The following is a 15,060-nucleotide window of genomic DNA, read 5'->3' on the forward strand; positions in this document are numbered from 1 at the left end:
CAGCGGGGTGCGTGTCAGCGGTGCACGCCGCGAATATGCCGGTGTGCGTGTTCGCCGTCGCCATGTTCATGGCTGTGGCCGTGATGATTGGCGGCGACGGGCTCTTCGTGCAGCGATTGCAGCACGCCGCACTCAGCCACGGAGGCAGCCGTCGTGCAGCGCTGGCCGATCGCCTCGATCTGGCGCTTGAGGTCGGTCAGCTCGGCGATGCGCGCTTCAACGTGGCGCAGGTGCTCGTCCAGCAGGTTATTGATCTCTTCGCACGAGGCTTGCGGATTGGCCTGCAGTTCGAGCAAGCGGCGGATTTCCGTGTGTGCCATGTCGAGCGACCGGCACTTCGCAATGAAGGCCAATTGCTCGACATGCTCGGGCGTGTAGACGCGGTAGTTGTTGGCGGCGCGCGCCGGCGGGGGCAGCAGGCCCTGCGCTTCATAGAAGCGGATGGTCTCGATGCTGATGCCCGTACGCTGGGCGAGTTCGCCAATTTTCATACGCGTTGAAAAAGAGTCAGAAGACGGTCGGTTCGGCGGTGGCCACGTCAACGCCGGCCACCTTCAGGCAGGCGTCCATGCAGGCGCGGCAGGCAGTTGCACAGGCGCTGCAATGGCCTTGGCCGTGATGATCGCATTCTTCCGCGCATTGGCTGCAGATCTCGGCGCAGTCCTCCAGGAGCAGTTCTGCGAATTCGCTGTTGCGTTCGAGGAATTTGCGCGTCAGGGCGCAATATTCCGCGCAATCCGTACACACGCCGATGCAGCGCGCCATGACTTCGGCGTGGCCGTTCTTGCCGGATTCCGTCGCGCAATGAGTGCAAGCGGTCTCGCACGACTGCAGCGCCTGGATCACACTGGCAAAACGCTTGGCATTCTCTTTCGCGGTCGGACGAGTGGTCATGTCGGTTCTCCTTTGGCAGTGGATGTGCACGCAGGCGCGCTTCGGAAAGGATGCGTCCGAGGCGTCGCTCGGGCGCATTCCTCCAATCTAGCAACTGGCGCTCCACTGCGTTAGGCGAACCTGCACTCAGGCGATGTGCGCCGCGCTCTTGCCGCTGCGCAGCATCTCCTTGCCTGCGCGTGCAATCAGCCGGTTGACGCCGCCCACCACGGCGCGGATCGACGCCGTCGTCAGGTTGGCATCCACTCCCACCCCGAACACGCTGCCCGCCACGCCGGGTGCCGCCATTTCGGCAAACGCAATCGCGTCGGCATTGGCGCCCTGGCCCAGCGCGCGCTCCTCGTAGTGATGAATCGACACAGGTGCCGTCAGCACCTGCGACAGCGCATGCACCAGTGCGTCGAGCGGGCCGTTGCCGGTGCCTTCGCAAATGTGCTCGTGATCGTCGATGTTGACCACCAGACGGATATGCTGGCTGCCGTCATCACGTTCAGTCAGGCGGTGCGATACGTAGCCGATCGCGCCGTCGCCACGCAGATAGGTCTGCTGAAAGAGCGCCCAGATATCAGCGCCCGTGGCTTCGCGGCCGCTGGCATCGGTCAGCTGTTGCACGGTGCTGCTGAATTCCACCTGCAGGCGGCGCGGCATAGCCACGCCATAGCCCGATTCCAGCAGATACGCGATGCCGCCCTTGCCCGACTGGCTGTTCACGCGAATGATCGAGTCATACGTGCGGCCCACGTCGGCCGGGTCGATCGGCAGGTAGGGCATTTCCCACAGCGCATCGGGCTTCTGCATCGCAAAGCCCTTTTTGATCGCATCCTGGTGTGAGCCCGAGAACGCCGTGAACACCAGATCGCCCACGTACGGGTGGCGCGGATGCACCGGCAACTGCGTGCAGTCTTCGCAGGTGCGTGCCACGTCGTTGATGTGCGAGAAATCGAGTTCCGGGTCAACGCCCTGCGAGTACAGGTTCAGCGCGAGCGTGACGAGATCTACGTTGCCGGTGCGCTCGCCATTGCCGAACAGGCAGCCTTCCACGCGATCGGCGCCGGCCATCACGGCCAGCTCAGCCGCTGCCACGGCAGTGCCACGGTCATTGTGCGGATGCACGGAGAGAATGATCGAATCGCGGCGCGCGAGGTTGCGGTGCATCCATTCGATCTGGTCGGCGTAGATGTTCGGTGTGGCCATCTCCACCGTGGCCGGCAGGTTGAAGATGATCTTGTGCTCGGGCGTGGGCTCCCATACTTCGGTTACCGCGTTGCAAACCTCGAGCGCGAAGTCCAGCTCGGTGCCGCTGAAGACTTCTGGGCTGTATTGGTACGTCCACTGTGTCTCGGGCATCGTTTCCGCAATTTCGCGGATCAGCTTGGCGCTTTGCACGGCAATGCGCTTGACGCCCTCGCGGTCGGTGTTGAACACCGTGCGGCGGAACACCGGCGCCGTTGCGTTGTAGACGTGGATGATGGCGCGCTTTGCGCCGCGCAGCGATTCCATCGTGCGGCGGATCAGGTCTTCGCGCGCCTGCGTGAGCACTTCGATGGCCACGCCGTCGGGGATGTGTCCACCCTCGATCAGCTCTCGCACAAAATCAAAATCGGTTTGGGAGGCGGCGGGGAAAGCGGCTTCGATTTCCTTGAAGCCGATCTGCACGAGCATCTTGAACATGCGCATCTTGCGCTCGGCGTTCATGGGCTCGAACAGGGCCTGGTTGCCATCGCGCAAGTCCGTGCTCATCCAGATCGGGGCACGGGTGATGGTCTTGTTGGGCCAGGTGCGATCGGTGAGGGCGATGGCAGGGAAGGGGCGGTACTTGGTGGCGGGGTTCTTCAACATGGTGTGTGCGTCCTGTGAGATCGAGATCGGTTGCTGACAGTTGGGACGTCCGCGCGGGCGGCGTCCGACGTGGCTGGGATCGGGTTGAGGGCGGGGCGGCCAGACAGCCACGGGCGCGTGGTCTGGCGGCCGGTCAGTAGTCGTAGCGAAAGCGGGATCGAGGCGGGCATGGAAGGCTCCAACGATTCGGCGCACCTGATATGACAAATAAGGGCGCCACACACGAGGCCCGTCGCCGGTTACGGCACGGACCGGTCAAACACCGGAACGAGGGGGAAGAGAGGTCTACGCGCTTACACGCGTAGTAGAGAAGCGGATAGCAGACCGCGCACGCACGAGAGGGTGCGGGCAGGAGCGGTTTGGAGGGTGGTCTGCTGGAAGTGCATTTGTCGATAGTGATGTGGAAGGCGGATTGTTGTCAAGTTATACGGGCGAAATTCCGGGCGGTTTTTTTGGGGGAGGACACCCGGGGAGCAGCGCCGACAAAAACGCACACCCAGCCGCCAAAACCATGTGACGTGGGCGCCAGCAGAACCCATCCGAACCTGCTTTAATACACCCCGTCCATGCCGCCAGCCCGCTATATCAAAGGGTTTATAACGGTAAGACCCCCTCACGCCCCACAAGGAGAATCCCACAATGGTCACGTTGAACATCAACGGCAAACCGGTGGAAGTTGATGCTGATCCGTCGACGCCGCTGCTCTGGGCGTTGCGCGACAACCTCGGTCTGACTGGTACGAAATTCGGTTGCGGTGTCGCTTCGTGCGGCGCCTGCACGGTGCACCTGAACGGCCAGCCCACGCGCAGTTGTGTGCTGCCGATCTCTGCGGTGGCCGGCCAGCAGATCACCACATCCGAACATATCGCCGATGACAAGGTCGGCAAGGCCGTGCTCGATGCCTGGATCAAGCACGATGTGGCGCAATGCGGTTACTGCCAGAGCGGCCAGATGATGAGCGCGGTGGGTTTGCTGCGCACCAAGAAGAAGCCGACCGACGCCGATATCGACAGCGCGATGGCCGGCAACCTGTGCCGCTGCGCGACGTACCAACGCATTCGCGCGGCCATTCATGACGCAGCGAAATCGCTGGCCTGAGCCCAACCGGAGAACTCACGATGCGTATTCGAAATCTTGAAGCGCTCGCCGGTGGCGGCGCGCAACATCAACCGGCGTCTGCGGATGCCGGGACGGCAACGCTGGATCGCCGCAGCTTTCTGAAACTCACGACGCTGGCCGGCGGTGGCTTGGCGCTGGGTGTGGCACCGATGCTGGCCGGCGCGCAGGACGCGAAGGCAAAGCCGCCTTCGCCACCGCAGGCGTTCATCATCATTGCGCCGGACAATACCGTCACCGTGGCGGTGAATCGGCTCGAGTTCGGTCAGGGCGTGCACACGGCATTGCCGATGGCGCTGGCCGAAGAACTCGACGTGGATTGGCGCAACGTGCGCGGCATGCTCGCGCCGGCGGCGGATCCGTACAAGGACCCGGGCTTCGGTATCCAGATGACGGGCGGCTCGACCGCGCTGAACCACTCGTTCCAGCAATACCGCGAGTTGGGCGGCCGGGCGCGGGCCATGCTGATCTCGGCGGCGGCCGAGCGCTGGAAGGTCGATCCGTCGACATGCCGTACCGCCAACGGCGTGGTCACGTCGGGCAGCAACCGCGCTACGTACGGCGAGCTTGCACAGGCGGCGATGGCACTGCCGGTGCCGGCGCAAGTCACGCTGAAGAACCCGTCGCAGTTCCGGATTGTCGGCAAGCCGACGCCGCGTCTGGATGCACGCGCGAAGCTCGACAGCTCGCTCAAGTTTGGTCTCGACACGCGCCTGCCCAACATGAAGGTGGCCGTGCTGGCCCGCCCGCCGCGCTTCGGCGGCAAGGTTGCCAAGTACGACGCGGCCGCAGCCAAGGCGGTGAAGGGCGTGGTCGATGTGCTGCAGATCCCGACCGACCGTGGCGGCACGGGTGTGGCCGTCATCGCCGACGGGTACTGGCCGGCCAAGCAAGGCCGCGACGCGCTGCAGGTCACGTGGGAAGACGCCGGCTCGACGGTGTCCACGCCTGCGCTGATGGAGGAATACAAGAAGCTTGCCGGCCAGCCCGGCACGGTGGCCAAGGCTGCCGACGTCAGCGCAATCCAATCTGCCGCCAAGCGCATCCAGGCCGACTACGAGTTCCCTTACCTCGCGCACGCGCCAATGGAGCCGCTGAACTGCACGATCGATCTGCAGAAAGACGGTGGCAAGACCACGGGGGCGAAGGTGTGGGTCGGCTCGCAGTTCCAGACCATCGACCAAGGAGCAATCGCCAAGGTGCTCGGCGTATCGCCCGAGAAGATCGAGCTGAACACGATGATGGCGGGTGGCGGTTTTGGCCGGCGCGCGATCACCACGTCGGACTACGTGGTGGAAGCGGCCAACGTGGCCAAGGCCTATGCGGCAGCCGGGCATAATGGTCCCGTCAAGGTGATCTGGAGCCGCGAGGACGATATCCGTGGCGGCTACTACCGCCCCATGCATCTGCACCGCGTCAACGTGGGCGTGGACAACGGCGGCAAGGTCGTCGGCTGGGACCACGTGATCGTCGGTCAGTCGATCCTCAAGGGCACGCCGTTTGAGGCCTTCATGGTCAAGAACGGGGTGGACGAGACCATGGTCGAGGGCGTGGTCGAAAACGACTACGGCTTCCCGATGCAACTGACGGTGCACCACCCGGACGTGAACGTGCCGGTGCTGTGGTGGCGCTCAGTGGGCCACACGCATACGGCCTACGTGATGGAAACGATGGTCGACGAGGTTGCGCACGCGGCTAAGCAAGACCCGGTGGCTTTCCGCCTGGCGCGCTTTACCGGCAAGGAGCATGAGCGCCATCGTGCGGCACTGCAATTGGCCGTCGACAAGTCGGGCTACGGCAAGCGCAAGCTGCCCAAGGGTCAGGCCTGGGGCGTGGCGGTGCATGCGTCGTTCGAGTCGGTGGTGGCGTATGTGGTGGAGGTGTCCATCGACCAGGGCAAGCCACGTGTGCATCGTGTCACTGCCGGCGTGCACGCCAATCGCGTGGTCAACCCGATGGGTGCGGAAGCGCAGATCCAGGGTGCTTGCGTGTTCGGCCTGGCGATGATTCAGCCGGGCTTTGCCATCGACATCGAAAACGGCGCGACGAAGAACAGCAACTTCCCCGACTTCCCACCCGTGCGCATGCCGGACGCGCCGCCGGTGAACGTGTTCTTCGTGCCGTCGGAAGACAACCCGACCGGCCTGGGCGAACCCGGCACGCCGCCGATTGCACCGGCGGTGGCTAACGCGGTGTTCGTCCTCACCGGCAAGCGTCAGCGCAAGCTGCCGTTCGATACGGTGTGATTGTCATCGTCACGTGATGTGATGGGAGCCGGCATGCAGCAATGTGTGCCGGCTTTCTTGTTCCGCGGACCGTTTTTTGCGTCCGGCAACGCGTTGTTCATCCAGCAAAGGAGCATGTCATGGCATTGAGTATCCTGTACACCGCCCACGCCAAGGCCACAGGCGGCCGCAACGGCCACACGCAAACCGAAGACGGCCAGGTCTCGCACGACCTGTCGGTGCCCAAGGCCATGGGCGGCCCCGGCAAGCCCAACACCACCACGCCCGAAGACCTGTTTGCCGCCGGCTATGCCGCGTGCTTTGGTTCGGCGTGCGACTTTGTTGCCAAGAGCATGCTCAAGCTCAACCCGAGCAACATCGAGATCCACTGCGATGTGGGTATCGGTACGCGGGATGAAGGCGGTTTCGGTCTGAAGGTCGGGCTGACCGCACGCATCAGCGGCCTGTCGCAAGCCGATGCCGAGAAGCTGGTGGCCCAGGCGCATCAGGTATGTCCGTATTCCAACGCCACGCGCAACAACGTGGAAGTCACGCTCAAGACCGAGGTGGTCTGATGCCGCAGCGGCCTGTTGTTGGGGTGTTGCTGGCCGCAGGCCGCGGCAGCCGGTTTGATGCGTTGGGCGTGGCCAACAAGCTGCTGGCGCCGCTGCCCGATGGAACATCCGTGGCCGTGCAGGCCGCGCGACACCTGAAGCAGGCCTTGGGTGATGTGGTGGCGGTGGTGCCGGCCGCTGCCACGCATGGCGCGCAGGTCGAACAATTGGCCGCGCTATTGGCTGAGGCAGGCTGCGAAGTATTGCGCTGTCCTGAAGCCACACGTGGCATGGGTGCCAGCCTGGCTGCCGGTGTGGCCGCGCGCCCGCAGGCCGGCGGCTGGATCATCGCCCTGGCCGACATGCCGTGGATTGCCCCCGAAACCATCACGCAAGTCGCCAACGCACTCGGCCCCCACCGTTGCGTTGCGCCCTTTCATGCCGGGCAGCGAGGCCACCCCATCGGCTTCGGCGCCGATTTCTTCAGCAGCCTGACATCGCTCGACGGAGACGAGGGCGCGCGGCGGCTGATCGATCCCGCCATGCTCGTCCGCATCGAGTCCGATGACGCGGGCATCCTCCGCGATGTCGACACGCCCGCCGATCTGGCCCCGTGATCTAACGGCGCTTGCTCACAACGAAGCGCCGCCGCATATCACGATCTGCTGACCGGTGATGGCGCCGCCGTATTCGCCTGCCAGAAATGCGGCCATGGCGGCCACTTCTTCGGGTGCGATGAAGCGGCCGATTGGCGGCAAGCGCGGCGGGGTTTGTGCGCGTGCGGGGTCGTGTAGGAACGGTGTATCCGTCGCGCCGGGCGCGATCACGTTGACGGTGATGCCGCGCGGCGCCAGTTCGGCTGCCCACGAGCGTGCCATGCCCACGAGTGCTGCCTTGGTGGCGGCGTACTGGCTGCGCGTTGGGGCGCCGTTGGCGGTGCGGCTGCCGATCAAGAGGATGCGGCTGCCGGCCGGCATGTGCGGCACCAGTTTGTCTGCAAGGAAAGCGGCGGCATCGACATGCACGCGCCACATTGCCGCCCCATCGGCGGCGGAGAGCTCACCCAACGGGGCAGTGCGCATGAAGCCGGCAGCATGCACAAGGGCGTCGACTGCGCCGAGGCCGTCGCACACCTCGCCCAACCGCTCGAAATTGGTCACATCCACGTGTGCGATATCCAAGCCCTCGACCGGCTCGGCGGGTGCGGTTCGGCACAGGCCCGTGACGCGCCAGCCGTCGGCCAGCAGGCGTACGGCAATGGCGCGGCCGATGCCTGACGAGGCGCCCGTCACCAAGGCATGGCGAGCGGTAGCACGTTGCTGTGCGGTGGGGGTTGGCATGCTTATTCCAGTGGAGCAATTTCCACGTTGACTTCGTCGCGTTCGTGGAACGGCTCCAGTTGTTCGGGCGACGCACCGTTGTCGGTGATGAGTGTCCAGGGCCGCTCGATGGGCGTCCAGTGCTGCTGGCTGGCGCGCCCGAGCTTGTCTGCCGTGGCCAGCACGAACACCCGCGCGGCCTGGCGGATCACGCACTCCTTCAGATACGCCTGATCGGCCGAGGCTTCACACAGGCCGTTGGTGGCGACCACCCCGTCGGCGCTCAGAAATGCCTTGTCGACACTCACGCGGCCGAGCGACAACTGCGCGAGCGGCCCCAGCGTGCTCATGCTCGATGGGCGCACATCGCCGCCGATGAGCGTGACCGGGATGCCGCCGGCCGCCAGCGATGTCACCACCATCAGGTTGTTCGTGACAACGTGGACTTGTTTGCCGGACAGATGACGCGCCAGCGCTGCGGTGGTCGTCCCGCCGTCGAGGAAGACGGTGTCGCCATCGGCGATATGCGCTTGCGCCAACCGGGCAATCGCTTCCTTTTGCTCGCGTGCGCTGGCGCGGCGCTCTTCCAGCGGCGCTTCCGGTTCGTGCGAACCGACTGCTGCCGCGCCGCCATACGTGCGCAGGATGCGGCGATCGGAAGCAAGCGCGCGCAGGTCGCGGCGCACGGTGGCTTCTGACATGCCGAAATGCTCGCACAGCGTGGCGACATCGTTCATGCCGCCCAGCACGGCTTTCAGCATGGCCTCGCGGCGCTTCGTGACTTTCATGTCTGCAAATATCCAACCGACCTCAGAAGGGGAGCCACTGTAGCAAATCGGCCCCCACTCGGGTCAGCCGCGCACCCAGGTCTCGTCCACCGTCACGTATTTGATGCGCTGGCGGAAGTAGGTGAAGGCGATGTGCAGCGCGCCGTCGTTTCCCTGCACGATGGAGGGGTACGAGTACTCGCGGTTGCGCTGGTCGGCGGAGTTGTTGGTCATGCAGTAGCCGTCGCCGATTTCAATGTTGCGGCGGCGCCAGGTGTGGCCGCCGTCTTCCGAAATGGCCAGTGACAGCGGCGCGCGCGGGGCGCCCCAGAACGCGGTGCCGCGTGGCGACGCCTGCTGGTCGCGCAGCTCGCCGTGGTCTTCGGCGTCTTCAATGTCGTCATACAGCGAGGTGCGGCGGCCGGTGCTGTGCGAGGCATCGCTCTCGTTGTAGACGAGTGCCAGATGGCCGTTGCGCAGTGCCACGAACTGGATCGACGAATTGTTGTTGGGCAGCGTTGTCGGTTGCGGCGCGCTCCAGGTGCGGCCGTCTTGCGAGCGGCTGGCGTAAATGTGGTCGGCCCAGCGGCTGCGGTACAGCGCAAGCAGGCTACCGTCGGCCAGCGTCTGCATGTTCATGTGCACGCAGCCGATGCTGTTGGGCACGTCGTAGCGGTTCCAGGTGCTGCCCTGGTCTTCGGAGACCATGACGGCGCTGATGTCGTCGTTGCCCACCCAGCGTTCACCGGGTTGTGTGCGGCACAAAAACACGGGGCAGGCCCACGCGCCATCGGGCAGCACGACGATGGGCTGGCGCACGAAGGTGCCGGCCTGGTCGAACAGGGTTTCGATGGGCCCCCAGCTTTGGCCCCCGTCTGTTGAGATGCGCCGACGCACGATGGCCGTGTTCTGGTGGCCGGAAAGCTGCGCAGTGTAGATCAGCCAGAGTTCGCCGGTGGGCGTGCTGAACAGCACCGGGTTCTGCTCCGATCTTGTCGGGTCTTCCGACAGTTTGGTCGCAGGCTGCCATTCGGTGGTGCCTGCTGCCAAACGCGACAGATAGATCGACACATCGGGAATGCCCTCCTGCGTGCCGCCAAACCACACGCACAGCAGATCGCCGTTGGGCAGCGCGTGCAGGTTGGCCGCGTGGTTCTGCACGCAGGGTGTGGGCAGGAAGGCTTCGCGGCGCTCGGCGTCTGTATAGGCGGCGCGCACGCTGGAATCGAAGGCGCCGTGGGCAGGAAGGAGTGCGGTCATATTGTGTCTCGACTCAATGCTGAATGCTCAATGTCTGGGCGATCAATGCGCTGTGCTGTTGGGCTTGATGCTGCCGACCGACGCACCGGGCTGCGCGGGTACCGCTGCGCGAAAGAGCAGCTTCTCGACCACAAGCACCAGGGCCGGGGTGACGAGCGCGATGTACATGTTGTCGACGCCGAACGGGTTGCCCAGCAAGTACCAGATAGTCGTCGTCACCGCTGCCAGGATCAGGCCGCAGACCACGCCCCGGCTACTGTTGAAGAAAGGCAGGTAGATGCCGATGAGCGCGACGACCGACACCGACAGCCGCAGCGCGCGCGTGAAGAACGATAGCGCCAGAATTTGCGGCACGAAGAGCACGAACACCAGCGGCAGCACGCCCACCGCCAGCGAGATCCACCGCGTGGCACGCATTTCCTGCTCGGGCGTGGGCTGATAGCGGGGCACATAGAAGTCCGCCACGATGAGCGAAGCAATGGCCAACGCCACCGTGCAAACGCTCACAAAAATCGATGCCGCCAGCGACGTCGTCACCACCCCGGCCAGCAGCGGGTGCATGTGCTGCAGAAACACCGGCAGTGCGTACAGGCTCTTGATGCCCGGAAACAGGTACTTTGCGGCCACGCCGATGAACCCCAGCGCAATCGAGATCGGCACGCACAGCACCGCGGCCATCAACGACGCCGAGCGCGCGGCTTCGGGGCTCCTGGTGGACGAGATGGCTTGCACGATGAACTGCGTCGAGAAGATCGCCCCGGCCGAGCCGATGATCCACGCGCCGATGGTGCCGCCGGACAGCGCGCCCTTCCACGTGAAGTAGTGCTCCGGCATGGTCTGCACCATGGGCATGATGCCGCCCGAGAGCTTCCACGCCACCGCAACGATGATGCCGATGCCTACCACCTTGACCGCGCTGTGCACGATGGTCAGGTACGCCACGCTCTTGAGGCCGCCCCACACAAAGTAGATCGTGCTGATGATGGCCGTGATGACCGCCGCCGTGGGCAGGTTGATGTGCATGACGGTGGAGATGGCGGCCGCGCCGCTCACGTAGTTGCCCACGTTCACCAGCAGCAGCGAATAGATCATGATGGCCGACACCACCAGTTTGGCGGTGTTGCCGTATTTCTTCGCGATGAAACCCGAGATGGTGAACTCCCCCGACGCATACAGTCGCCGGGCCATGAACAGGCCGAAGAACAGGAAGCCGATCGCCGCCGAGATCACCGACCATGACGCAGCAATGCCCACGCTGAACGCCTCCTGCGACGTGCCCACCGTCGACTTCGCGCCGATGTATTCCGACATGAGCAGCACGGCCACCACCACGGCCGGCATTGAACGCCCGGCCACCATGAACTGCTCGGAATTGCGGCTGCGCAGCCGGATGCTGGCCACGCTGGTCACCACGATATAGACCACGACCATGGCGATGATCATGGTGGTGTCCCAGTTCGAAAACGAGGTCATCTTTGTCTCCTGTATTTGAGCGGGGTGCTCCGGCCAGCCCGGCGTGTATCCGCCGGGTCAGGCCTTGCGCGGGGCGCGATACTGCAGGTTGCTACATGGTGTTTGGGCGGCCCTCAGGCGGCACGAACAGCTTCGCGGTCTTCGTGCCGGGTGGCGAGTTCGCAGGCCTGGCGGAAGGCTTCGAGCATGCTGCGTTCATCGGCGATGCCCTTGCCGGCAATGTCGAAGGCGGTGCCATGGTCAACCGAGGTGCGGATCACCGGCAGGCCGACGGTGACGTTCACACCGGCCTCCAGCCCCATCACCTTGACGGGGCCGTGGCCCTGGTCGTGGTACATCGCGACCACCACGTCAAAGTCGCCACGGCCGGCGCGGAAGAACAGCGTGTCTGCGGGCAGCGGGCCCTCCACGCGCCAACCCCGTGCCTGCAGCACCTGCACGGCGGGGATGATCTTTTCCTCTTCTTCGCCGTGGCCGAACAGGCCGTTCTCACCCGCGTGCGGGTTGATGCCGCATACACCGATGCGCGGGTTGTCGATGCCGGCCCGTACCAGCGTGGCGTGTGCGCGTTCAATGGTGCGCTGGACCAGGCCTGGCTCGATGCGGCGGATGGCGTCGAGCAGGCCGATATGCGTCGTTACGTGGATCACGCGCAAGTTGGGCGCCACCAGCATCATCGAGACTTCATCGATGCCGGTCAGGTGCGCCAGCATTTCGGTGTGGCCGGGGAAGATGTGACCGCCCGCATGCAGTGCTTCCTTGTTCAGCGGCGCGGTGCAGATGGCATCCAGTTCGCCTGCGGAGGTCAGCTCGACGGTGCGGGCGATGTACTGATACGCCGCATCACCCGCAATAGGCGAGAGCTTGCCGTAGGGCAGGTCGGCGGGGATGAGGCCGAGGTCGATGCAGTCCACGACGCCGTAGCGGAAGGCGGCGTCGGCGGGGCGTTCGATCGAGCGTACTTCGAGCGCCACCCCGGCGCGTCGGGCGGCATCGCGCAGGCGCGCCGTGTCGCCAATCACCAGCGGCCGGCATTGCTCGTACACCGCGCGGTGCGTGAGCGCCTTCATGATGATCTCGGGGCCGACACCGGCGGCATCGCCCATGGTGATGCCGATGACAGGACGATAGGTCATTGCGTGAGTTCCTTTAGGTGGGGTGCCGCCCGCGGTTTCGACCAACCGTCGCCAGGCGGCAAGCAGGGAGCCGGGCATGCCGAAGCCACCCGCTTTGGTGACGACCGGCAGCACGCGGCCGACGCCAGTGAGCCGGGCGTGCAGCAACGGCATGCCCGGTTCGATTTCATCGGTCAGTTGCAGCGCGTCGACACCGGCTGTCGACAGCAGGGCGCGCGCCGTTTCGCCGCCAGTGGCGATCAAGCCGCCGGCATGCGACAGGGTCGGCGCCAGCAACGTGGCCAGGCGGCGGCAGAAATGCAGGCCGTCGGCGTTGTTGCCGCGTTGACGTTGGCTGAGCGTGACCAGCACGTCGCGGCCGTCGCACAGCGCGTCGATCACGGTCTGGGTGATGTCGGCCTGCGGTGTGTCGAGCGTTTCGACGGGCAGCTCCAGCCACAGCAATCCGGTACCGGTGCCCGCTTTCAACTCGCCCGCCTGGGTGTGCGAGACGCTGGACATGCTGCCCACCACCGTCAGCACCGGCCCTGCGATGGCGGTTGCCGCATCGTTGTCGACGGTGGCGTTGGCGCTGCCAAGCCCGAGCGCGCGAATGAGCACCGGCGTCAGGCCGGCCGAGCCGACCCAGAACGCGTGCGCCAGCCGTACAGAGGCATCGGCGATGCAAGCTAAGTCCTCATCGGTTTCGGCATCGCACACCACCGCCTGCACGCCAGCCGCTTGCAATGCGGTAAGGCGGCCCGCCAATGCAACAACACCTGCACGGATGTCAGCGAGCGCCAGCACCGCGGTCTGCAAACCGTGATGCACGAACATGTCTCGTAGATCGGCACGACCGGCGATGCTCTCGTTGCGCCAGACTTCGGTGTCTTCGACCGGCAGGCCATGCAGCCACTGGCGACCTTCGAGCGTGGTCCGCCCCGCAGCCGGAAATGCCGGCGCCACAATGGCGAGCCCCGCCAGCGGCACCAGCGCTGCCACCTCGGCAGCCACGTTGCCGCGCAGCGTCGAATCGATCTTCTTGTAGAGGCGCGTGGCCGGACGGGCCAGCGCGTGCCACGCTTGCACTTGCCGGGCAGCCGCATCGACGGCTTTGGCACGGCGCGTGTCCGTGTCCAGCGCGAGCACATCGGCGGTTGCCGGTTGCGCAATATCGGCACGCAACATGACCGCGCTGCGCAATCCGGCACGCACGCCGGCCACCGCACAATCGGCGGCGCCCGATAGGTCGTCGGCCAGAATCAGCAGCTTCGGAGCGGTGTGGGCGGCTGTGTTCACGGCAGCAGGCGCAGGTAGATGGCCTTAATGTCGGCGTGGCTCAGCGGCTTGGGGTTGTTGCCCAGAAGGCGCTTGACCTTCGAGGCGGCCTCGGCCAGCGCGTCCAGGTGCGATTCCGACACGCCGAACTGGCGCAGGTCCTGCGGGATCTGCACAACGTCGGTCCACTCGGTCAGGCGTTCGATGAGTGCATCGGCGGCGGTCTCGTCGCCATCATCATGGCGGCTGATGTCGAGCGCGCGTGCCACGTTCGCCAGGCGCGCGACGATGGCATCCTTGTTGAACGCCATCACGTGCGGCAGCAGCATCGCGTTGGCCACACCGTGCGTAATGCCGAACATGCCACCCAGCGGATATGCCAGCGCATGCACGGCAGCCGTTCCGGCAGCAGTCAAGGCCAGGCCGCCGTACATCGAGCCCAGCATCATCGCCTCGCGCGCCTTGACCGAACGGCCGTTCCGATACGCCTCGACAATGTTCGCGCCAATGAGTCGCATCGACTCCATCGCAAACATGTCGCTCACCGGGTTCGCCTTGGTCGAGATATACGACTCGAGCGAATGCACGAACGCGTCGATGCCCGTGGCAGCGGTGATCGGTTTGGGCAAATCGAAGGTCAGTTCCGCATCGAGAATCACCAGTTGCGGCAGCAGATGCCGGCTGACGATGCCCACCTTCAGTTCTTCATCGGGCAGCGTGACGATGGCATTGGGCGTGACTTCGGAACCCGTGCCCGCGGTGGTCGGCACCAGCACCAGCGGAATGCCCGGGCGCTTGATCAGATCAATGCCGAGCCAATCGCGCAGCGGCTGTTCATTGGTCAGGCGCACTGCAAACAGCTTGGCCGCATCCAGCACGCTGCCGCCGCCGATCGACAGGATGGCATCCGGCGCGAACGGCGCGATTTGCTCGCGGAAGACGGTCTCGACGTTTTCAATGGTCGGTTCGGGCTCAACGCCGCGCACGATGCGAGCCTCAATGTCACGCGCGGCCAGCGCTTCCACCACACGCCCGATCACGCCGTTTTGCTCCATCACCGGCTGCGTGATGAGCGCAATGCGTTTGATGGGCACGTCGAGCAGAGCGAGTTTCTCGGGCAGCAACGCCAGGCTGCCTGCGCCGTGGACGATGTGCTTGACGGTCTGGAAGTGATAGGTCTGGGACATGGCGTTTGGTGGTGTAAAAGACGGGCGGCGGGA

Annotated in this window: 13 protein-coding genes; 4 read left to right on the forward strand and 9 right to left on the reverse strand. The window is 65.0% G+C overall.

The annotated features are described in order from the left end of the window. Positions 1-14: 14 nt before the first annotated feature. From cadR to leuA, 3 genes are all read right to left on the reverse strand, one after another. Positions 15-491, reverse strand: a complete 477-nt coding sequence (cadR, locus tag R2N16_RS10480) for a Cd(II)/Pb(II)-responsive transcriptional regulator (RefSeq protein ID WP_316665617.1) — start codon at positions 489-491, stop codon at positions 15-17. Between the two features lie 16 nt (positions 492-507). Further along, a complete protein-coding gene (locus R2N16_RS10485; protein ID WP_316665927.1) occupies positions 508-894 on the reverse strand; it encodes a four-helix bundle copper-binding protein in 387 nt (128 codons plus the stop codon). A gap of 126 nt (positions 895-1,020) precedes the next feature. Beyond that, positions 1,021-2,733, reverse strand: coding sequence for a 2-isopropylmalate synthase (gene leuA / locus R2N16_RS10490; protein WP_316665618.1), 1,713 nt, complete (start codon positions 2,731-2,733; stop codon positions 1,021-1,023). Positions 2,734-3,372: 639 nt separating this feature from the next. Here leuA and R2N16_RS10495 point away from each other — a divergent pair. The 4 genes from R2N16_RS10495 (at position 3,373) to R2N16_RS10510 (ending at position 7,245) form a co-directional block, all read left to right on the forward strand. After that, positions 3,373-3,831 carry a (2Fe-2S)-binding protein gene (locus R2N16_RS10495; RefSeq protein WP_316665619.1) on the forward strand — a complete coding sequence of 153 codons (459 nt, stop codon included), beginning with the start codon at positions 3,373-3,375 and terminating at the stop codon, positions 3,829-3,831. 20 nt (positions 3,832-3,851) lie between these two features. Further along, positions 3,852-6,095: a xanthine dehydrogenase family protein molybdopterin-binding subunit gene (locus tag R2N16_RS10500; protein ID WP_316665620.1), complete on the forward strand. Its 2,244-nt coding sequence runs from the start codon at positions 3,852-3,854 to the stop codon at positions 6,093-6,095. 119 nt (positions 6,096-6,214) lie between these two features. After that, the gene (locus tag R2N16_RS10505; RefSeq protein WP_316665621.1) at positions 6,215-6,649 is read left to right on the forward strand and encodes an organic hydroperoxide resistance protein; all 435 of its coding nucleotides are present in this window, start codon (positions 6,215-6,217) and stop codon (positions 6,647-6,649) included. Further along, positions 6,649-7,245, forward strand: coding sequence for a nucleotidyltransferase family protein (locus R2N16_RS10510; RefSeq protein ID WP_316665622.1), 597 nt, complete (start codon positions 6,649-6,651; stop codon positions 7,243-7,245). Before R2N16_RS10505 ends, R2N16_RS10510 begins: the two co-directional genes overlap by 1 nt. Positions 7,246-7,260: 15 nt before the next feature. On the opposite strand, the gene R2N16_RS10515 is transcribed toward R2N16_RS10510, so the two are convergent. From R2N16_RS10515 to R2N16_RS10540, 6 genes are all read right to left on the reverse strand, one after another. After that, entirely contained in the window at positions 7,261-7,968 is a 708-nt protein-coding gene (locus tag R2N16_RS10515) for an SDR family NAD(P)-dependent oxidoreductase (RefSeq protein WP_316665623.1), read from the reverse strand. A gap of 2 nt (positions 7,969-7,970) precedes the next feature. Further along, on the reverse strand, positions 7,971-8,735 hold the full coding sequence (locus R2N16_RS10520; protein ID WP_316665624.1) for a DeoR/GlpR family DNA-binding transcription regulator: 765 nt from the start codon (positions 8,733-8,735) through the stop codon (positions 7,971-7,973). 63 nt (positions 8,736-8,798) lie between these two features. Further along, positions 8,799-9,974, reverse strand: coding sequence for a sialidase family protein (locus R2N16_RS10525; RefSeq protein ID WP_316665625.1), 1,176 nt, complete (start codon positions 9,972-9,974; stop codon positions 8,799-8,801). Between the two features lie 42 nt (positions 9,975-10,016). After that, positions 10,017-11,447: a sodium:solute symporter family protein gene (locus R2N16_RS10530; RefSeq protein ID WP_316665626.1), complete on the reverse strand. Its 1,431-nt coding sequence runs from the start codon at positions 11,445-11,447 to the stop codon at positions 10,017-10,019. 113 nt (positions 11,448-11,560) lie between these two features. Then, complete coding sequence (gene pdxA / locus R2N16_RS10535) at positions 11,561-13,861, reverse strand: 4-hydroxythreonine-4-phosphate dehydrogenase PdxA (RefSeq protein WP_316665627.1); 2,301 nt, start codon at positions 13,859-13,861, stop codon at positions 11,561-11,563. Continuing rightward, positions 13,858-15,027: an iron-containing alcohol dehydrogenase gene (locus R2N16_RS10540; protein WP_316665628.1), complete on the reverse strand. Its 1,170-nt coding sequence runs from the start codon at positions 15,025-15,027 to the stop codon at positions 13,858-13,860. The genes pdxA and R2N16_RS10540 overlap by 4 nt, the downstream gene beginning before the upstream one ends. Between the last annotated feature and the right edge of the window lie 33 nt (positions 15,028-15,060).

It is taken from the genome of Ralstonia psammae (assembly GCF_958405935.1).
GTDB lineage: Bacteria > Pseudomonadota > Gammaproteobacteria > Burkholderiales > Burkholderiaceae > Ralstonia > Ralstonia psammae.